Annotated in this window: 17 protein-coding genes; 2 read left to right on the forward strand and 15 right to left on the reverse strand. The window is 52.9% G+C overall.

All coding sequences use genetic code 11. The features are described 5' to 3' along the window. Positions 1-16: 16 nt before the first annotated feature. The 15 genes from LA756_RS09920 to LA756_RS09990 form a co-directional block, all read right to left on the reverse strand. Positions 17-1,375, reverse strand: coding sequence for a FliI/YscN family ATPase (locus LA756_RS09920; protein ID WP_224439717.1), 1,359 nt, complete (start codon positions 1,373-1,375; stop codon positions 17-19). Further along, positions 1,372-2,040 (reverse strand): FliH/SctL family protein, encoded by a 669-nt coding sequence (locus LA756_RS09925; RefSeq protein ID WP_224439718.1) that lies wholly within the window; start codon positions 2,038-2,040, stop codon positions 1,372-1,374. Before LA756_RS09925 ends, LA756_RS09920 begins: the two co-directional genes overlap by 4 nt. Before the next feature lie 12 nt (positions 2,041-2,052). Then, positions 2,053-3,219 (reverse strand): FliG C-terminal domain-containing protein, encoded by a 1,167-nt coding sequence (locus LA756_RS09930; RefSeq protein ID WP_224439719.1) that lies wholly within the window; start codon positions 3,217-3,219, stop codon positions 2,053-2,055. A gap of 38 nt (positions 3,220-3,257) precedes the next feature. Then, positions 3,258-4,937 (reverse strand): hypothetical protein, encoded by a 1,680-nt coding sequence (locus LA756_RS09935; RefSeq protein ID WP_224439720.1) that lies wholly within the window; start codon positions 4,935-4,937, stop codon positions 3,258-3,260. 80 nt (positions 4,938-5,017) lie between these two features. Next, positions 5,018-5,320, reverse strand: a complete 303-nt coding sequence (fliE, locus tag LA756_RS09940) for a flagellar hook-basal body complex protein FliE (protein WP_224439721.1) — start codon at positions 5,318-5,320, stop codon at positions 5,018-5,020. A gap of 19 nt (positions 5,321-5,339) precedes the next feature. Then, positions 5,340-5,762, reverse strand: coding sequence for a flagellar basal body rod protein FlgC (flgC, locus tag LA756_RS09945; protein WP_224439722.1), 423 nt, complete (start codon positions 5,760-5,762; stop codon positions 5,340-5,342). A gap of 36 nt (positions 5,763-5,798) precedes the next feature. Next, positions 5,799-6,212, reverse strand: coding sequence for a flagellar basal body rod protein FlgB (locus LA756_RS09950; RefSeq protein WP_224439723.1), 414 nt, complete (start codon positions 6,210-6,212; stop codon positions 5,799-5,801). 218 nt (positions 6,213-6,430) lie between these two features. Further along, positions 6,431-7,843, reverse strand: a complete 1,413-nt coding sequence (locus LA756_RS09955; RefSeq protein WP_224439724.1) for a sigma-54 dependent transcriptional regulator — start codon at positions 7,841-7,843, stop codon at positions 6,431-6,433. Beyond that, the gene (locus LA756_RS09960) at positions 7,840-8,694 is read right to left on the reverse strand and encodes a PAS domain-containing sensor histidine kinase (protein ID WP_224439725.1); all 855 of its coding nucleotides are present in this window, start codon (positions 8,692-8,694) and stop codon (positions 7,840-7,842) included. Before LA756_RS09960 ends, LA756_RS09955 begins: the two co-directional genes overlap by 4 nt. A 43-nt stretch (positions 8,695-8,737) precedes the next feature. Beyond that, positions 8,738-9,196, reverse strand: coding sequence for a flagellar protein FlgN (locus LA756_RS09965; protein WP_224439726.1), 459 nt, complete (start codon positions 9,194-9,196; stop codon positions 8,738-8,740). 17 nt (positions 9,197-9,213) lie between these two features. Then, entirely contained in the window at positions 9,214-11,736 is a 2,523-nt protein-coding gene (locus LA756_RS09970) for a tetratricopeptide repeat protein (RefSeq protein WP_224439727.1), read from the reverse strand. 316 nt (positions 11,737-12,052) lie between these two features. Continuing rightward, entirely contained in the window at positions 12,053-12,796 is a 744-nt protein-coding gene (locus tag LA756_RS09975; protein ID WP_224439728.1) for an alpha/beta hydrolase, read from the reverse strand. Positions 12,797-13,133: 337 nt separating this feature from the next. Next, positions 13,134-14,081, reverse strand: coding sequence for a malate dehydrogenase (gene mdh / locus LA756_RS09980; protein WP_224439729.1), 948 nt, complete (start codon positions 14,079-14,081; stop codon positions 13,134-13,136). Positions 14,082-14,267: 186 nt separating this feature from the next. Continuing rightward, positions 14,268-15,626 carry a hypothetical protein gene (locus LA756_RS09985; RefSeq protein ID WP_224439730.1) on the reverse strand — a complete coding sequence of 453 codons (1,359 nt, stop codon included), beginning with the start codon at positions 15,624-15,626 and terminating at the stop codon, positions 14,268-14,270. Positions 15,627-15,723: 97 nt separating this feature from the next. Then, positions 15,724-16,848: a hypothetical protein gene (locus LA756_RS09990; RefSeq protein WP_224439731.1), complete on the reverse strand. Its 1,125-nt coding sequence runs from the start codon at positions 16,846-16,848 to the stop codon at positions 15,724-15,726. Between the two features lie 364 nt (positions 16,849-17,212). Here LA756_RS09990 and LA756_RS09995 point away from each other — a divergent pair, with 364 nt between their 5' ends. After that, on the forward strand, positions 17,213-17,713 hold the full coding sequence (locus tag LA756_RS09995) for an RNA polymerase sigma factor (protein ID WP_224439732.1): 501 nt from the start codon (positions 17,213-17,215) through the stop codon (positions 17,711-17,713). A gap of 36 nt (positions 17,714-17,749) precedes the next feature. Beyond that, the gene (locus LA756_RS10000) at positions 17,750-19,825 is read left to right on the forward strand and encodes a YfbK domain-containing protein (RefSeq protein ID WP_224439733.1); all 2,076 of its coding nucleotides are present in this window, start codon (positions 17,750-17,752) and stop codon (positions 19,823-19,825) included. The last annotated feature ends 63 nt before the right edge of the window (positions 19,826-19,888 follow it).

Below are 19,888 nucleotides of genomic sequence, written 5' to 3' on the forward strand. Positions count from 1 at the left end.
CAGTCATTTGTCCTATTTACTTCGCGGCGATCTTGGGGCCGCTTCCGGCTTGCAGGTTTGGCTGAGCAATACTGCACTTACGCACTAATCCCAACAGCTGCTGCTGAGCCGACTCGACACTTGCTTGCTCGTCCACGCGTTGACGCAGAAACCGATCGATCTCGTCCTTCAAACGAATTGCCATATCGATCCGTGGATTGGATCCTTGTCGATACGCCCCAATGTTGATCAGGTCTTCGTTTTCCGCATAAGTCGCCATCAAGTCACGAATGACTAACGCTCCAGCACGAACTTCCTCGCTGACCAAATCGTTCATCAAGCGGCTGATGCTTTGCATAACATCAATGGCAGGGTAATGTCCCTTTCCGGCCAGCTTTCTGGACAGCACAATGTGCCCATCTAGTAGCCCGCGAACCGTATCCGCGACTGGTTCGTTGGTATCGTCACCTTCGACGAGCACGGTATAGAACGCTGTAATACTGCCCTGTCGAGTTCGTCCGGTACGTTCCACCAGACGGGGAAGCATAGCGAACATCGAAGGTGGATAGCCTTTGGTTGTGGGCGGTTCTCCGGCCGCAAGGCCGATCTCACGTTGAGCCATGGCAAAACGAGTCACGCTGTCCATCAGGAACAGCACGTTCTTGCCGCTCTCGCGAAAATGCTCGGCGATACTCGTGGCGGTCAATGCGGCCTGCATTCGCTTGATGGCAGGTTGATCGCTGGTTGCCACAACGACCACACTACGCGCCATCCCTTCAGGCCCTAGGTCACGTTCAATGAAGTCGTTCACTTCACGTCCACGTTCGCCAATCAAGGCGATCACGTTCACATCTGCGGACGTATACCGAGCCATCATCCCGAGCGTCACACTTTTGCCGACGCCACTACCGGCGAAGATACCCACGCGCTGTCCGAGTCCACATGTCAACATGCCATCAATGGCACGAACTCCGGTCGAAATGGTTTGATCAATTCGCGGCCGATTGATCGCATTGGGGGGATCTTGGTCTAAGCGAACACGATCGGCAACGATCGGCTGTGGCAAGTCATCGACGCAATTTCCATGGGCATCGAGGACGCGCCCCAACAACTGGTCGCCGACGCCTGCGGTTCGGAATGACTGCTTCAAGTGAACCTTATTTCCGCGGCGAATTCCCTGTACCCCGGTCAATGGATAAACGAGCGTCAGGTCTCCTTTAAAGCCAATCACTTCGGCAGGAATGGCCGGTCCAATCTGACGCTCGATCTCGACAACTGCTCCAATTGGAACCGGAAAACCGGCAACTGCCGTAGTGGTTCCCAACGTTTCGACGACACTTCCCGTCACCGCTGTGGGCATAATCTGATCGAGTCGATTTCGCAGGGAGGCAATCACTGGACACCTCCCAACTCTTCAGCGATCCGAGATAGCTGCGTTTCGATTCGATTATCAATCTGACCAAATTTGGTTTCGACAATGCATCCGCCTCGCGAGATCGCGGGATCTGCAATGATCTGAGCGGGAGCCAGCTTTTTCAGCTCATCACAAAGCATCGCTTCGCCGCTTTGCATACTTCCCAAGTCTTGAGGATTCAAGCGGACGTGAATTTCACCACATCCCGATGCCAGCTGTAATGACTCGCGAATCAACGTCGACGAGACTTGTGGATCGTTTTCGATTTCTCGACGGATGATTTTCTCAGCAACCGCCGTAGCAACTTGCAATGCGACTTTTTCCCATTGATTGAGCCAGGCTTGACGTTCGGTTGTCAGGTCTTGCACAAGCGTTCGCAGGGCCGGAAGAAGCGTAGCCGCTTGTTGATCCACTTCCGTGCGCAGCGATTGTTGTGCTCGTAGTTCAGCGGCCTGACGTCCATCAGCTTCCGCTTTGGCACGGATTTGCTTGGCCTGCTCCTGGGCTTGCTTAACGATGTCGGCTGCTTTCAGCTTGACATCATTTAAGTCGTTCTGGGCCTTGCTCGATACGTCGTTCAAGTTAAATGCGACCGCCGACATTGCGTGCGATTCGTTTTCAAGCCGGCCTGATTTGATGACTGCCATGTTGCGTATTCCTTATGCGGCTGCCTGAAGCGAACGCGACGGAGTTGACTGCGATGAAGTGAGCAGCGTATCCGCAGCAAGGCACATCTGCTGCTTGGCATGATCGATATCAGAAAGCAATACCGGCTGCATTTCACGGATCTTTCGTTCCAGCAGTTTCACGTCGCCTGCCCCAAGCCCTCGCGAAATTCGTTTCATCACTTCGGGAGAAGCTCCACAAAGTGCCAACAGCACCACCTTCGGTCCTGCCTGATGAAGAACTTTGGCAAGTGACACATCATCGAGCCGAGCAAATCGCTCGAAGGGAAAGCGTGGCTGAATCGTGTTAGGCGTTCGCGAGTCTGGCTTGGCGGTCGCAGGAACGACACGCTTCTCTTCCACTTCTCGCTTCGCTTCATGCTTCGATGTCGGCGACGCGGCAGGCGCCTCCGGCAGCTGAACAACTTGCGTAGGCGGTTGAACAGGAAATGGAATCCGAACTGCGGGCTCATGTCCCTTGAAGGTTTCCAAGTCGCTCGGAATTTGAGAGCCTCGACTGCGAAGCTCGGCCAAAAGTTGTTCGGCTTGATCGCCGGAAGATGCCTTAAGAATGGCTTGAGCCGCGGCCATCCCTTGCTGACGGCGCTGAAAAGCGATCGTTTGGCGAGATACAATTTGCTTTATTCGAGCTTCTATCTCCGCAACGATTTCCTGCGACGGTTCATCCAATTGGGTGATGCGATGGACGATATCGGCTTGAAGCTGCGGCGGCAATTGACGCAAAATCTCTGACGCACGTTCCGCCGAGACATAGCTCATGACGACAGCGGTCACTTGAGGATGTTCTTGCTCGAAGAATGGAGCAAGCATTTCACTTGGTGCATCGTTCAAAAACGCAAATGGCGGAGGAGTCGGAGCCGAAACAGCCGAAACCGAGCTCACTGCTTCAGGTTCCTCGTAGGTAAACTCTATATCGACGCCGCTATCTTCAACCGGCAATTGCCTTCCGGAATTTCGCAAAAATTCATCCAACACGGTTTGACGTTCGTCGTCGGAGATGTTTTCGAGTTCGATCGACATCCAACGAATTTGCGACGCGACGTCTTCCGGCATGCTTTCCAGCAACTTATCGGCCGAAGCTTCATCGAGACTGGCAATCACGATGGCTGCTTTTCGGATAGTTTCTTGCGTGGTGGTCATGGTGAGTTTCTTCGTGAGTGGCAAAAGCGTTGCGAAAGCTAGTTAGGGCTACCGATCCAAGTTTGCAGGATGCCCAATGCGGTATCCGGATCTTCGCGAACCATATCAGCAAGTTCATTTTTCAGGTTGGGACCAGTTCCCTGGGCAAATCGCTTCTTAAGGAGCCCTTGCATCGAATCTTCTGGCTGCTCTTCCGATTTAGCCTCTTTGGCTTGAGCCGCTGCAGGGTCTTCCAGCTTAAAGGCCTCGGTCGGTTCTGCAGCTGATCCGGTGCTTTTCAACATGCTGCGAAGCATAAACATTCCAACGACAGCAAAGCCGATGGTAGCCAATGTCTGCCAGTTCGTAGCCAACCAGGCCATGGCAGTATCGGCCACAGCAGGTTCTGGAGTTGGCATATCGGGAAGCTGAGGTGCGGTCCAGACATAGACTTGAGGATAAGGATCGTCCCCCTGTGCTTGCTCAGGAAGCAGCGTCACAACGGTCGTTTCAACGGTCTTCTTGGTCTCATCTTCAATCTTCTTCAGCTCACCTGGATCGGGCGTCTTTGGCGGCTGACCGGCGGCTGCAGGATTTCGGGAATTCCAGACGTCAACGTAATACTGACTCGGAATGCTGACCGAGACGGTCACACGTTTCGGCGTGAGTGAAGCAAGTTGCTTTTGGGTGTAATCTTGGTTGGTCACCGCCAAGGTTTCTTCACGATTCGATTCCGACTCTTGCTCGTTCATCGGTTGCCCGCTGACGGCAGTTGGTCGGTTGGGCCCCTCAGGGGCTTGTGCCGCCAAACCTGGTTGTCCAGCATTCGCCGGCGTACGGCGGATATCGGAAGACTTCTCCGACATCGAGGCCAGTGGCGTAGGCCGAGGATCGTACTTGATTCCCTTCTCGATTCGGTTCATTTCAGGATCAAGCTCGACGTTGACGGTCACGTTGTTGCCGTCGATAAAACGCAACGCACTGTTGATTGTTTCGGTCCAGTGATCCTCGAACCATTTTTTGCGGGCCGCGTAAGGATCGTCGTTCACGGAAGCCAAATCGTTGTCGGCACCACTGAACGTTTTCCGCGTGTTCAAGTCGGTCACGGAAACATGTTGCGAATCGAGCCCAGCAATCGAGTGGGCGACATAGTTCTGAATGCTTTTAACGGTCTTGGGATCAATATCGTCCGAGCCACTTGGACGCACGACGACCGAAGCTGTATAGACCTTTTTGCGTGGGAAGCCCCCTTTGTCTTCGATGTCGTACTGAACTGACGCGTACTCGATGCCGCGCATGTTACGCAGAACGAGGGCCATTTCTTTTTCCTTGGCCACTTTCTGTCGGTCAGCGCGGTGGGCTTCCGATTCGAATGGGCTGGCCTGTCCGACCGCTTCTTCCATGCTTTCGTGGAAGTCTGGTGGAATGGCGTTATTCTTCACCAATGCTGCGATGTAATCGACGCGACGACTGCGAGGCACAAAGATCTGACTGCCAACTACTTCGTAATCATCCAAAGATTCAGAAGCAAATGCTGCCAGGATCGCCTTCTGATCGGCAGGCGCAATGGCAGCCCCCGAGAGAATCGGCACATCCTTTTGGAACATCTCGCTTTGAAAAAGAAAAGCGACACTGGTGGCAATGGCAACAACCAATAGGCCTGCGATAATCCGGGAACCCGGAGTCATCGAGACGAATAGATCTTTTACCTGCTCGAACGCTTTGTTCAAAAAGTCCATCCTTGGACCCTTCAAGCTGCGAATTCTAGGTGGTTAGTATTCTAGGAAACCGCTGAATCCTTCAGCAGTTGTTATCTGGTTTAAACCCGAATGTCTTTCACTTCCGCGTAGGCCTGCATCATCTTGTTGCGGACTTGAAGCATCATTTTGAACGACATGTCAGCTTTCTGAACGGCGGTCAAAACCTCGGCCGGATTGACGTCGCCGCCGGTGAACAAGGACTCGACAGCACGGTCGGCGTCTTGTTGCATTTGATTAACTTCTTGAATTCCTTCGAGAAGGAATTTGCCGAACGAGTCAGGCCCTTCTTCCGGCTTGCCAGGCAGCGGATTAGGAGTCTGAGGAATGTTCAGCTGTTGTTGGATTGCGTTAATGGATGCCATCGGGGGGAAGTTCCATCAATTACGCCAAAATGCGGAGCGTTTGGCTCGTCATATTCTTGGTCATTTCAATCACACCGACGTTCGATTCGTAAGCTCGCGTTGCCTCCAGGGCATCGACGAACTGCTCGGTCATGTCGACGTTGGGATACTCGACATATCCTTTCCACTTGCCATCTTTGATCGCCAGCGGATGATCTGGTTGCCATCGTCGTTTCGGTTCCACGGCGTTCTCGCGGACTTCCGCGACTTTCACGCCTGCAGCACCACTGGTGGTCGCCAGCTCGTGATCCGTTTCCAGGACGACATGCTTGGCGCGGTAAGGACCGATTCGACCGTTCGCGTCTCGCAACGACGACATATTCGCAATGTTCTGCGAAATCGTGGTCAGGCGTTCGCGCTGTGCGATGAGCCCACTGGTACTGATATCCAATGCGGAGATCATGAGGACGTCCTTTCCTGACTAAAAATCCGTTGGGGGTTAAACACGTTCGCTGATGGCGACACTCAAAAGGCGAAACTGACTTTCCATAATCGCCAACGCCGTATTGTGCATCGTTTGGTTTTTCGACAATTCGGCGACTTGTTTTTCGATGTCGAGATTGCTCTCGTCGTGGAACAAAATGCCGTTGAGCGAGCTCTCTACTTCCCGCATCGGATCGCCATCTTTGGTATGAACCAGGTTCTGCGAAATCGGTGCGTTGGGGTTATTCTTTCGCTCAATTGCTTCGGCTAAAACGTCCTGAAAGCGGTCGACATTCAAATCGCGCCCCTTGTACCCAGGCACACGCTGATTGGCGATGTTGGTTGCCAAAATGGAATGTCGCTTCTGCGCGAAGTTGACGACCTGCTCGAGCACAGGCACCGTATTCGCGTTGAGGATTGAGTTTCCCATTGTTGGCTTCCTTACCTTAGGTGACCGACGTATTGCAAAGGACGTGCCGAGTTGTGTGCTTGCATCGCGATCTCTTCATCGAGACCCGCAAAGTTTGCCACGTCCGGCAAATCTTGCGGCAAGCCACGCTTTCGGACAATTTTGCCGAATCATAAGCCGGCAAATGTTGCCGATCTATTTCCGGAAATTCTTGCCGATAGCACATCCAGCATGCCTCCTTACGCATGAGCGAATGTTCGAGCCCGAGGTGCCAAACCGTAGCTTCGCAGCTTGTTGCTCAGCGTCCGAACACTAATGCCGAGAGCGGTCGCCGTTTTCTCGCGATGCCCTTCGTAATGTTCCAAGGTCTGTTCGATCAACTGACGTTCCATATCTTCCAGTCGCATTCCCACGACAGAAACCGATCCGGTCGATTGAAGCGAAATCGATTCGTGATTGTTTTCCATCAGCCAAGGTCGGATCTGCTCTGGTGTCAAATCATGACCGATCGTTAACAGAGCGGCTCGCGTCACAATGTTTTCCAACTCACGAACATTGCCCGGCCAAGGGTGGCTCTGCAGTAGCTCCATCGCTGAATCCGCGACGGTAAGCATTTCGCGACTGACGCGCACCACAGCAGCATTCAGGAAGTAGTCGACCAGCAGTGGAATGTCTTCGACCCGGTCGCGTAGTGGCGGAAGCTCGATCGGAACGACGTTTAGGCGATAGTACAAGTCTTGGCGAAATCGGTTGGCGGTCACTTCCGCAAGCAAATCACGATTGGAAGTCGCCAAAACACGAACGTCCGCTTCAACGGTCGAGCTGCTGCCAACTTTCTCGAATCGCTTCTCCTGGAGCACCCGCAACAACTTGGCCTGTAGTGGCAAGTCGATTTCGGTGATTTCGTCGAGCAGAATCGTTCCTTTGTCGGCTAGTTCAAAACGGCCAACGCGAGCATGGTCGGCACTTGTAAACGCACCGCGTTCATGCCCAAACAGTTCACTTTCCATCAAGTGAGCAGACAGAACTGGGCAATTAAGACTGATCATCGCTTCGGCGCGTCGTCGACTGGCCTGATGAATCGATCGAGCAACGAGCTCCTTCCCGGTACCACTTTCTCCGGTGATCAAAACCGTCTCGTCCGTAGGGGCGACTAAAGCAATGCGTTGCCGTAGCGTTTGCATTGCCGGGCTGTTACCGATCATGACCACGTTGTCGCTATTGCCGCCAGGCGGGATCGCGGTGGCCCGATCTCCACGCGTGGTGGTATCGATGGCACGACGAATCGCCGATTCAAGTGGTTCGACTTGAACAGGCTTCTCCAAATAATCGAGCGCACCAAATCGCATCGCTTCCACAGCCGTATGAATGCTACCGTGGGCGGTCACCATGATGATCTGAGTCTTTTCGTGCTGGGCACGCACCTGCCGGACGAGCTCTAGGCCATCCATGCCAGGCATCTGCAGATCGGTCACCACGACATCAAAGCTTTGCTTGCCAAGTAGGTCGAGAGCTTCACGTCCACTACCACAACTCACGGCGTTATAGCCAATGATGGATGCGGCATCGCAAAGACTTTCGCGCGAATGTGGATTGTCGTCCACAACGAGGACCGAATGCGTTTTCTTATGATTCTTTGTTGTATCGATCATGCGGCGGCCTTGCTTGCTTTCATTGGAAACATGAGCGTGAACGCGGCTCCGAAATCTGGACAATTCATCGCCGAAACTTGTCCCTCATGAACTTCGACAACTCGCTGAACGATCGCCAAGCCGAGACCAGTTCCGGTGCTTTTGGTGCTGTAGAACGGATCAAAGATGCGTCGAACGTCAGCGTGAGAAATCCCGCACCCTGAATCGGCAAACTCAATTTCCATGTGGCCAAAGTTGACTTGGGACGTGATTGTCAGAACGCCACCCTCAGGCATGACGTCCAATGCATTCAACGTTAGATTCAGGAAGGCTCGCTTGAGCATATCCTTGTCGGCCAACATCATTTCTTGCTCGGTGAGATCCAACCGCAATTGCACGTTTTGAGCTTGAAACTGTGGTGCTAGATCCTCGCAGATCTCACGAATCAACTGCGAAGTCGGCACGTAGGTTCGATTCGGCTGGCGATCGGCCGTAAAGTGCAACAAATCGTCGACGGTGGTATTTAGTACCGTCAGGCCTGATTCAATTTTGTCGACAATACGCGTCGTTTCTGGATCTGCGTCAATCTTTCTCTTGAGCAGACCGGTGTATAGGGTCAACGGCATCAAACCGTTACGCACTTCGTGGGCAATATGGGAAGCTACCAGACCTAAGTCAGCCAAACGATTTTTGCGAGCCAACTCACGGTTTTTCACTTCCAACTCGTCGGTCAGACGAGTGACTTCAGTTCGGAGCGACTCGTGCGTTTCTTGCAAACGTGCCGTTGCTTTATCCCAGCAAGCCAAAAGTTCGCGAAGATCGAGCGACTCGTCGTCGGCAGCCAAATTCCACAATCGATTGGTGTCAGACATCGGCGATTTCTCGTTGGGAGAGGTCATATCGTTCAGCCCTTTCTTATTCGGCAGTAAAATCAAAACCGCCGCTTGTCGGAGCATTCATTTCGCTATAGGCCGATGCGGAATCGACCGAAGTGTGGGTTTCTCGAAGCAGCTTGGAAATTTCATCACGGTGACTGGCGACAACTTCTGTACTTTTGTGTTCCAGTTGTTTCAGCTCCGTGAGTAACACTTCGCACTGCTTTGCCTTTTGCGAACACTGCGTCCGTTCGCTGGCACTACGCCAAACACGAGACTCAGGGTTTTGCTGTCGAAAAGGATCCATAGTGCGATCGATTCGTGTAAGACGTTCAATCAACGTCTGCTTGGCCGCCAGAACACGCATCAAGTCATCGATGTGGCTATCGTGTCCTGCCAGACGCAGTTGGTACTGGGAAAGGGTCAGCAATTGAGTCAGCACTTCGTGCTTTTGGTCAATCAGCTGCACCAGTTGATCGGTTTCCTCAAGGCAAGGCATACAAATCAGCTTTCCAGTTAAAGGGTGGTCGCTAACCAGGTCAGGTAATTCTGCCAATCGTCCCGCGAACCGTGGGTCGTTTCCGAGTAATCGATTCCATCAGCTAGTCGCGACAGGACAATCTTGGCCTGCTGAACGGTTCCACGAGCTTCGACCGATTGATTCATATAGCGGTAGCAATGAGCGATCTGCACGAAAGCCTCCAGCGAGACCGCTTCGGTTTGATATCGATTGGAAGCGGTTGAATAGGCCTCGATGGCATCTTTGTACCGAGCCAACTCAAACATCGCGGCACCTTGGGCGAAGTAACAGTTCCGCAGAATCTTTGCTTCGACCGGATGAAGATCGGCTTGCGTTTCCAGCTTGGTCGTCAGCTCGTATTCCAGGTCGTTATAGATCTCGATGGCACTTTCCAAGTGATCCTTAACTTCCTTGTCAAATTTGATTCGCTGTGTTTCGATGTTCACCAGGCGAAACTTCTTTTTGGGCAACATCGAAGAACGGCGGTGGCACTCAGCAATCAAGTAACGAGCACTGATTGAACGAGGATCATCTGGATACCGACGAACAGCTGCATGCAAATACTTGATTGCGGCTCGGTAGCTTTCACTGCTCTGTTCGAGAAACTGAAACGCTTCTCGGGGAATGCTTTCCGGTGCTTCCAAGGCACCTTTAACGCGTGCCTGGGCATCGAACATTTCCCCTTCCTGATGCAGAACTTGCCCCAGCGAGAACAACGAATCTTGCCACTCGCGACTGGCTGGTTCCAATCGACCGTCATCCAGGTTCGCCGTCAGCACTTCTTTGGCTTCAGCCAGCTTGCCTAGCTCCATATAGGCTTCTCCGCCAAGCACGCGAGCTTCGTACACCGAGGGATCTTTGGGATAGAACTCGAGGCATTCTTGGATCGGAGCCAAAGCTTCTTCAGCGCGATCCAGGGAAATCAATGCCCGAGCCGTCGCGACGAGAGCACGCGGTTGATGCTCGCGAGTCTCATAGCGTTGATACTCGGCGAGAATCTCAACTGCTTTGCTGAAGTCTTGACCTCGCAAATAGGCGGAAGCACTCTTCCACAAGTCGTTTGTATACTCGGCCGTCGCGAAACGATGTTCGGCCAAATCGAGATATACTTTTCCGGCACTACGAAAACGAAATCGAGACTTGGCTCGTAAGTCGAGCGACTCGTTAAACGGCACTTTATCCGCTTGAACTTCCAGGTAATCGCCCCAGGCATGCTGGACGTCCGCTTCAATCTGCAATGCCTGATCAGCGGGAAAGAGAGGTCGCAATGCTTGAGCCACGTCCACCGCAGGAGCAAACTTATCAGCCGACTTCCAAGCGTCGATGGCTGTCGTAATTCGTTGACGAAATTCGACTTCGTCTACCCAGGGGTTCTCGTAACGTCCACTCAACGTAGCTTCACGTAGAGCACGACGATAAATTTCGACCGCTTCGTTATCCTTTCCTTCGTCTCTCAGCAATTCTGCTTCCACCAGTCCGGCGGCAACACTTTCGGGAGTCCGATAGTAGATTTTTCGGGTACGGCTCGCTTGCTCTAAGGCCTCCTCAAGCTGATCGTTGGCACGCAACATCACGGCCAATTGATAGGAAGCTTTTCGAGTCGAATCGGCAGCAACCAATTGGTTGCTTGCGGCCTTACGGAATAAACGAATAGCCGTATTGAGTTCGTCTTGAGCTTTGTCTTGCTCTCCAGCTTTCCGATACTCGTAATAGCGACGATGACTGACCAAACCTTGGACAATCACTCCGTCGACATAGCTCGGAGAAGTTGGTGGAATCTCTAGAATAGTTTTCAGCGATTCATCTAACTGACCAAGCTCAAATTGAATTCGAGCAAGCCTGAGATCGGCGGACGCTTTTTGCTCTGGCGTCAGCGTGGGATGCGATTCATACAAACGACTCCACTTCAGGGCGGACTCTAAGTTCTCGCTCGTTGTTGGCGAAAGCGCCAGGTAACAATCGGCGAGAGCCTTTTCGATTTCAATCTGTCGCAGCGGGTAATCGGTATACACACCTGTGAGTGTTCGGATGGCGAGATCGTACTGCTTCGATTCCATCTGGCTGACGCCGAGTAGGTATTCGCCCCGCACTTCGTATTCCGGCGGAAAGCCTCGTTGCTTCGCGGTTTCCAGGTGTTGTGCGGCGACCTTGTAGACCGTTTCGCGATCTTTTGGGTTCAGAAATTCTTGTGCTTCGTCATGAAGAATCATGCCAAGCAGAAAAGGAGCCGCTCCTTGATAGGGTTCAGCGATATGCAGGTCATCAACGTGAGCCCGGGCAATGTCGCGAGCTTTGGTGAACTCACCCTTTTCGTACGCCTCCAAAGCAGCAGCTAACGTCTTTTCTTCGGTTTCTCCCCCTTGCAGCAAAACCCAAGACACGCCGCTGACCAGACCAGCTACGACAATTGCCCCGACAATCAGGTAAACCCGATTGCCCAACAGTGCCATAAAGCCACCACGAGGAGTTTCCTCGCCGGTCGCTTCTGGAGCATTGTTTTGGTCAGAGTCGGTAGTCATTTGAAAAAAGCTTCAAGTCTCAGCAGTGCTCAAGTCGATATCGAAAAAGGGATCGTTCGGCTCGAGATTGTGTCGTTCTGCACAGTAAAGAAACGGCGAATTCCGAGAGCGCACGAAGCGGCGCAAGAATTCGTGGGGCATATGTACCGAAATGCCGCGAGTGCGGTCAAGACAAGATCATTAAGATGTGGAGTACTCCACCGTTCGCTAGCACCGCTATTTACTTTTCGAGCCATCTGACTCGACTGGATACGAAAAAAGCCCTCGGAAAAATCCAAGGGCTTTTATCATTGATCGTTTTTGCGAAGCGAGTCGATTAACGTAACACCTGGTTCATCACCCAACCATTCATGTCTTCCAACATGTCAGTCATGATACCGTCGCCGCATAGATACTCGCGGACATCCATCTTCAGCCCAGCACTGTAGCCCAGACGAATATCGTCGCAAAGCTGCTGCTCGGTGTAATAAGTGCTCTCGTGGCAATGCATCAGCATGATTGGCATCTGCTCGCACAATCCAAGATTTCGCAGCGGTGCGTTTCCACTTGGAAAAGGACCATTGATCGAGATCACACCGGCGTAATCGCTTGGGTTTTGCAGGGCCAAGCGAAGGGCCATCGTTGCACCATCCTGGTAACCGGCCAGGAAAATGCGTCGCCCATGAATATTGTACTGATCGGATGCCGACTCAATCGCCATTTCGACGCGACGCGAGGCCGCCTCGATATTGATTTCGTCCTGCGACCAGTAATAGCTGCCATCAACGCTAGTAGCATCACGTTTATGGCGACAGGTGGCCCGAGGCCCCACGGCGACAAAGTTGCGAGTACTTGTCAATGGCATAATACGGCGAAGCTGCGACTCGTTGTCGAACGCACCATGCAGCCAAACGATTAACGGATAGGCATATCCGGGCTCGTAATGCAGCGGGGTAAAAAGTTCGAGAGGGCAGCTTTGGCTCGAATCTCGGCGTATCCGAAATTCAAAAACCTTGCTTTGCTGGACGCTAAGGTTCGAAGCATGCGTCGCGGGTAGCGCTGGCGTATCTAAGCGTTTCATGAAGACGTTCTGAGAACTCTCGGTGTTGGTTGTTCGGAGAGCGAAGCCCAAATGTGGCTTTGTTCGCCAATTGGGTCAAGATCAGCCTTTCCATCTTTTTGGCAGATCTTCTTCGCTTTGATAGTGCCAACGCTGAGAAATCGTATTCTGGCGTCCTGCGCGACATCCTTGTCGCCCCGTTGGAAAAAGCATTGAAACACGAATGCAGAAGGGAAACAATCTTGCTAGCGAGACACACGACGTGGAAATTTTTCACGCGATTCCACGGTCCACCCAAACCGGTTTGACCGTGGAATTGTGCTTAGCCTCAAGCTTCCCCCCGAAAGAATCGGTTGGCCTAGGAAGCCAACAACTTGTCCATCGATTCGACCAATCCTTTGACCGCATCGACGCTCTTCTGGAAGTCCGACTTTTCCTGCTCGGTCAATTCCAGCTCGACCACTTTCTCGACACCGTCGGCACCAAGGATAACCGGCACACCAACGTAGTAACCGCCGACGCCATATTCCTTATCGCAGAAAGCGGCACAAGGAATCAGACGCTTCTTGTCACGCACAATGGCTTCTACCATTTGAGCGGTTGCTGCAGCGGGGGCATAGTAAGCGCTGCCCGTCTTAAGCAAACCGACGATTTCGGCACCGCCCTTACGAGCGCGGTCGACGATTTCTTCCAGACGCTTTTCGTCCATCAAGCGAGTGACAGGAATACCACCGACCGAAGTGCAAGATGGCATCGGTACCATCGTGTCGCCATGGCCGCCCATCAGCATAGCGGTAACGTCTTCGACGCTTACGCCAAGCTCCATAGCGATGAACGTACGGTATCGAGCCGTATCCAAAACACCCGCTTGGCCCATCACGCGATTCGCAGGGAAGCCGCTCACCTTTTGGGCTTGCTGAACCATCGCGTCGAGCGGATTGCTCACCACGATAATCGTGCAGTTAGGACTCGTGGCTTTGATTTGTTCGGTAACTGCGGTGACGATCTTAGCATTGGTCGCCAAAAGATCGTCACGGCTCATGCCAGGCTTACGAGGAATACCTGCGGTGATCACCACGACATCGCTGTCCTTGGTGTCTGCATAGTCGGTGGTACCGACGATATTGCTGTCGAAGCCAACAATCGGCGAGGCTTGCATCAAGTCGAGAGCTTTGCCCTTAGGCATGTCTTCGGTTTGCGGAATGTCCAACAGCACAACGTCACCCAGTTCGGCAGCTGCACACCAGTGAGCACAAGTAGCCCCCACGTTCCCGGCACCGACAATCGTGATCTTGGCTCGTTTCATCAGAGAGTTCTCCTCGGAAGCCCAGTTATTTCTGGGATGAATGGTTGGTGACATGTCCGCAAGATGAATAGCTTCAACCTGTTAAGCAGATCAAAGCAATTCTGCTGCTGAATATGGGCGCCCGGCGCTCGATTATCAAGAGGGCTTGACGGCCTGTCGAACATCTTCGCGAAGGTTCGCGGCGATTTAACGTCTTCGCGAAGAAGGTTTTCGCGAAAAGAGGACACCAAACGCAATCCCCAGTCCAACAATCAGCCCCAGAATGACAAGCAATGCCATCACGAACTGATTGGTTTGTGGGTTACTGGGTGGACTATATCGCTCGACTTTGGCCGCAATAAACAGCGGGCTTATTTGTCGGCGCGTAAAATCTTCGCGAGACATAAACGGAGTTCGATAGGCCCACAACTTGAAGAACGACCCCGTGACGGCAACCGACTCGTGCATTTGCTCGCCGACCGACAAACCTTTTGGAAGTGTTGGAACACAAACCAATACAGGATAGTCATGATCGAACGACTTGCGAGTTGACTCGTCGCCTGCACGCTGCGATACGATCGGTGCCGAAATCGGTACAAAAATTGAAAGTTCGTAGTAATGATCGATACCGAGACGCTCCTGAACATCTTCATCATCGATTTCAATTCGCGTAATACGTCGGCAAACGCCTGTCAGACGCAAAAACTCTGCTCGGTACGCTTCTGGGTCAACCATCAAGCCATCCTTTGGCTTGGTAAGCAACTGCGAAACAGATGCCTGGGCGGTTGGCGTCTGCTGATCGTCCGGCACCCGAGCAACCGCAGCCATCATCTGATAAAAGGGTTCGCGTTCGAGCCCTTCGAATTTCACTCGATCCTGGATATGCGATAGCTCTCCGATATCCATCCCCTGCTCTGCCAGGCGAATCTTTGCTGGTGTTATCCCGAGAGCCGAATTGGGTTGATCAGGGTGCCACGAGATTTTGGGAGACGCAAAAAGATAGCCAGGCTCCCCTGCTTCAGTTTCATAAGACTTAAGAAAAATTCCGGGGCAACTGATCGACTCCCCAACGACGTTTTTCTCTGGGTTTAAAACCACCTTCCAAGGCTGCGGGATGTGCTCGACAACAATCGTCCCCTGGGCGTTACCCTCAGGCGTATCAAGAAGGACATCGACCTCGTAATAAGTTGCCAGGCCGACGCTCTCAACCGCTTCCTTCGGTACGCTGATTTCTCGAACGGCTTCCACGATGCCTGTCAAAAGAAAGATATCGAGCCGCGATTTGCCTGGCGTCTCCGAAAGACTTTGCCAAGGTGTTTCCAGCTTCAACCAACGTGTAATTCGATGCGGCTGCAAACGACGAATTCGCGTCAGCGCACGAATTACGGCTTCTTGCTCCCCTTCTTCCAGCGGTTGTCCGTCGACGAACATCTCGAGATAACTCGGACCGAAGTCAATCATCTCGAAGAACTCGCGAGCCGACATCTTATCGAAGTCAGGAACAGCAGACGCCTCCGCCTCACCTTCCACTTCACCGGGAGAGTCAGGTTCGATGGGAAATTCCATCGGCAATTCTTCCTCCGCTGGTGCTTGAGCCCGGCCGGTATCCACCGAAAGAGCAACCAGCCCCACAATCAGAGCAATGCAGAGAGAAAAACGGAATTTACGCAGAAGATGAGTCATCATGATTCGCAGACGGCGAGGTATTCTTCATTTGAGCCGATAAAGCACCCAGCTGGTCTCGTACCGACTGGCCGACATTGATCTCGTCGGCATTTTCTTCAAATTGCTTTCGATTCCGATGCCGTACGATCTGCTCGGCTCGCGAATCACGATTGCGGTTATTCCACCAGATAAACCCAACGATTGCGATGGCACCAAGCAAAACAACCGCGATACCGAAATAAATCTCGCGAGCGGTAATTTCACGACGTGTCTCGGGGCTCGCCTGCCAATTGACGTTTCTTGCCAAAAGCAACGGAGCGGTCATCGTACCACCTTGCGCGGCATAGACCCACTTCTTGAAATAGACTGCTTGAAAAGACGCCTTCTCGTTAATCTGATTTCCGACCGGAAAACCATCCGGCAAATGAATGCAATAAACGACGATCGGATTGTTCTCAGCTCCCGAGAACACCCACATCTGCCATAGATTGCCAGCGCGTTCGTCCAGCTTGTTTGGCGGAAGCTTGACACAACGTCGAATCGTTCCTTCGATAGTAACCAGCTTTCCCCGGTACAGTTTCGACTGCTGAAACAACTGACTGAATTGAACGAGCGGGGCGTTCTCGGAAGAAAGCTGCTGAGCGTTGGCATCGCCTAGGCGATCGTAGATCTGCGACCAGGCATCAAAGTCAGATGCACGAAAAGGACTACTGTCCTCGACGTCAGCCAAGGCCTGGGGAGATGCCCATAACTCAGGCGACTTTTTTTCATCGTTGCCGTTCCCCTTTTCACCCAACGTGTACGGAGTCGCAGGTCGACGATCGACGACCAGGCGAAATTCCCCTTCCGTCCCGTTGTCTCCTGCAACCGCTTTACGAGGAACGCGGATCTCTTCATCAGGAATAGGAGCTTCATCTTGATTGCCGGCCGCTGGCTGGGCGTCTGGAATTTCATCCGGTGCGATCCATCGCCAGGTTTCAGGATCGGCGGCACGCATCATCAGCACCAATACCAATCCCAGCGATCCGACCAACATCATCAAACGAAGTTGCTCACTCCGCGCAAAGTAATTTCGGGGAGGCTTCCGAGAAGGAGTCGGCGATGGGTCGGTTTCTCGCGTCATGACATTTATTGTAGAGGACAAGTTTCGCCCGGAACGAATTGGCTGTGCCACGCCATCGGGGCATACGCAGCGGCACTAAGCTTCGAGACAGGAAAGCCAGTCAGGCCGCAATCTTTTTCCTTAAATCTAGAATTGATCGAGAGATACAGCAACCTAATACGCGAGAAAATGAGTTTCCTCCACACACCGGCGTCTTTTCTGAAACCTATGGTATCATGGGTTTTATCTCGAAATACGCTCCTCTTTCTGGGAATAATACCGCAGGAAGCTTACGAATGGTTAGCTAGGAGGAGTTGATTGACGGGCTCTGCCTGGCTCCGGTCTAGCAGATTTACCTCACCCAAACTCTTCCTCGGAGGTTGCGTTGGCTCTTTCCGCCGAGCAGTTTCACCGATTGGTTGACCAGCACGGACCGACGCTTTATCGCGTCGCGTATCGCTTGATGGGCAACCGGCACGATGCCGAAGACGTCGTTCAGGACGCCTTCCGATCGGTATGGGACAGCCGCGATCGATTCGACGCTGAAAAAGGAGAGCGAGCCTGGCTGATTGCCATTCTGCGTCGTCGTGTTGTTGATCGATGGCGCAGGAAGAAGCAGCCGATGCCTCTTTCCGACCACGACGAAACCACTCCAGAGCTTGAAGCACCTGTCGAGCCGGAACAAGGTTTCAGCGACGAGATGCAGGCCGCCCTGCAAAGCCTTTCGACAGAACTTCGGGAAGCGATCCTGTTGGTGGTAGTTGGTGAGTTAACCCACCAAGAGGCCGCCGACTTGCTTCAAGTTCCCTTAGGCACGATCCTATCGCGTGTGAGTCGAGCTCGAAAGAAATTGCATCTCGAGCTGTCAACGCGACTATCCCCTTAGACCTTAAAACTAGCACTTTATTTCCTTCGTTCCACCGTGAATTCATCCGACCGAGATCGTGAACTTGACCGACAACTGCGAGACATCCCTGTCTCGGCAGATCTCGTTGCTCGGCTTAAGGAGATCCCTGAGGCCGCTGAGATCGACGCGGCCCTCGATCGTGAATTGTCGGCAGTGGAAATTCCAGCAGGGCTCACGCAGCAGCTTCACGAGATTGCCACTTCTCAGCCGCTAGTGACACGTTCGATACGTGAAAGAAGTGCTTCCGATCGGAAAGCCCCCGCCAAGCGGTCGTTTGCGTTGTGGGCAACCGCCGCAGCCATTGTTGCCGCCCTGGGCATTGGGTGGCTTTGGCAGATGAATCGTGATTCTTCGCTTGCCCAGCAAGATCCGGCCCCCATCATCCCAGATGCGAACTCGGTCGCCGAACGAACGATGGAACTCGAATGGCTTGGTCTAACAAACGAACAGATCGCGCAAAATACAGAGCTTGCGTTGTGGAACGAATTAGCCAATAGCGAACCGGCAACGCCTGTTTTCACCGAAGTTTCGTTGTCATCTCCACTGGTCACTGAAACTCCGGAGACGCAGTTCAAGTCACTCTCGGAAGAACTTCCCAGCGACCTGTTGGCCAATACCTTTCTGATGCGATGGCGTCCCTTGGGTGCGAACCCAACGGTTGCGTCGCTGCACGGTCACCCTCAGTTGCTTTCGCCTGCTGCTTCCTCGGTTTCGTTCTTCCCCGAAACCAAAGCCTACGACCGCGACTTCCTGCTACGTGAGTCGACCCATCCTTTCGCTTCACCTCAGCAATCGGCGATGCGTACAACGAAAGTCGACGTAACCGCCTCACAAACCAGTTACGAGAACGTAATTTTCTCGGAGAAACCTTGGTCGGTCGAACTCTTGGAAAATGCTCGTTCAGAAGAATGGCTCGCCGCGACCGGTAAGTTTTTCGTTCCAGCACGCCCTAATCAAATTGAACTTCGTACCGCAGCCGGTCCTGCCGTTTTTGCAGGGTCAGGCATTCAGCTGCTCCAAGTGGGTGTAGTCGCGGGAACTGCCGATCCTGAGGACCGGTCCCCGGTTCATTTGACTGTGGCCGTCACTCCTCCTTCGTCAAAAGCACATTCGCTACGCACTTGGCTCCCAGTCAAGATTGCCCTACGCGAGCTGATTGAGCAGTTGCGTCCCCATGACACGATCTCGCTGGTCGTCATGTCCGACATCCCATATGTCTTAGCCGAGGATGCCACAAGCGAAGATCGAGACCAATGGTTCGATGCGTTGGACAATATTGAGTCAGGCGAACTGGCCAATCTGGCCGAAGGAATTCGTTTTGCCGCAGCTGTTTCGCTGACGAAACCTGGTTTCGGCGACATACGACGTCCGTTGGTTGTGCTTTCCGATCGCTTTCCTGCACTCGATCAGGCCACCAACGCGCAACTTCGCCCCTTGGTAGAAAACGCTTCCCAGCAAGGGATTGATTTTACCTGGGTCCAGCTCGAAGACGAAAGCTATGGCTCGATCCTTTCCCCGCCAGCCGCCGTCGACGGTTTTGGGCAATGGGTTGTATCTCACTCGCTCCGACGCTTGAATCGCCTTTTTGGCCAACAGCTTCACGGGGCTCCGACACTCGTCGGCTCGAACGCCAAAGTTCAAGTGAAATGGAACGCCAAAGGCGTCGCTCAATATCGTTTGATCGGATATCAGCCTTTGGGTGGCGATTTTGTGTCCACCTCCGACACACGCGAGATGCATGCTCTCGATTCTGGTACGCTTCTATTTGAAGTTGTTCTTCCAGAAGAAGGAGAGAACGACATCGCCACGGTAGAATTGACTTGGAACGACAATAACGGCAAAGCCCACAAGTCGGCCCAGAAAATCAGCCGGTTGCAGTTTGCTCCCTCGTGGCAAGCTACTCCCTTATCTCTGCAGGCAGCACAACTCACCGAGCAGTGCCTCGCTTTGCATCAGAATTCGTACTTTTCACGCCGTCGTGGCAACACGACCGACGAGTTAGATAATTGGACATCTTCCCTCAATCCTGCACTGAAGCAACATGCGAGCTATCCTAGATTGGAACTCCTGTTGCCGAGCCTGCAGGATTAGGTCAGGATGATGATCCAACCGATTGCGGCCTGCATTGAATCGTCATGGTCAGGCCGATAATTT

Source organism: Bremerella sp. TYQ1, from assembly GCF_020150455.1.
Lineage (GTDB): Bacteria > Planctomycetota > Planctomycetia > Pirellulales > Pirellulaceae > Bremerella > Bremerella volcania_A.

Coding starts and splice junctions, on each gene's coding strand:
- LA756_RS09925 (WP_224439718.1), bottom strand. CDS start 2,040: ATGGCAGTCATCAAATCAGGCCGGCTTGAAAACGAATCGCACGCAATG.
- LA756_RS09930 (WP_224439719.1), bottom strand. CDS start 3,219: ATGACCACCACGCAAGAAACTATCCGAAAAGCAGCCATCGTGATTGCC.
- LA756_RS09935 (WP_224439720.1), bottom strand. CDS start 4,937: ATGGACTTTTTGAACAAAGCGTTCGAGCAGGTAAAAGATCTATTCGTC.
- fliE (WP_224439721.1), bottom strand. CDS start 5,320: ATGGCATCCATTAACGCAATCCAACAACAGCTGAACATTCCTCAGACT.
- flgC (WP_224439722.1), bottom strand. CDS start 5,762: ATGATCTCCGCATTGGATATCAGTACCAGTGGGCTCATCGCACAGCGC.
- LA756_RS09950 (WP_224439723.1), bottom strand. CDS start 6,212: ATGGGAAACTCAATCCTCAACGCGAATACGGTGCCTGTGCTCGAGCAG.
- LA756_RS09955 (WP_224439724.1), bottom strand. CDS start 7,843: ATGATCGATACAACAAAGAATCATAAGAAAACGCATTCGGTCCTCGTT.
- LA756_RS09960 (WP_224439725.1), bottom strand. CDS start 8,694: ATGTCTGACACCAATCGATTGTGGAATTTGGCTGCCGACGACGAGTCG.
- LA756_RS09965 (WP_224439726.1), bottom strand. CDS start 9,196: ATGCCTTGCCTTGAGGAAACCGATCAACTGGTGCAGCTGATTGACCAA.
- LA756_RS09970 (WP_224439727.1), bottom strand. CDS start 11,736: ATGACTACCGACTCTGACCAAAACAATGCTCCAGAAGCGACCGGCGAG.
- LA756_RS09975 (WP_224439728.1), bottom strand. CDS start 12,796: ATGAAACGCTTAGATACGCCAGCGCTACCCGCGACGCATGCTTCGAAC.
- mdh (WP_224439729.1), bottom strand. CDS start 14,081: ATGAAACGAGCCAAGATCACGATTGTCGGTGCCGGGAACGTGGGGGCT.
- LA756_RS09985 (WP_224439730.1), bottom strand. CDS start 15,626: ATGGAATTTCCCATCGAACCTGACTCTCCCGGTGAAGTGGAAGGTGAG.
- LA756_RS09990 (WP_224439731.1), bottom strand. CDS start 16,848: ATGACGCGAGAAACCGACCCATCGCCGACTCCTTCTCGGAAGCCTCCC.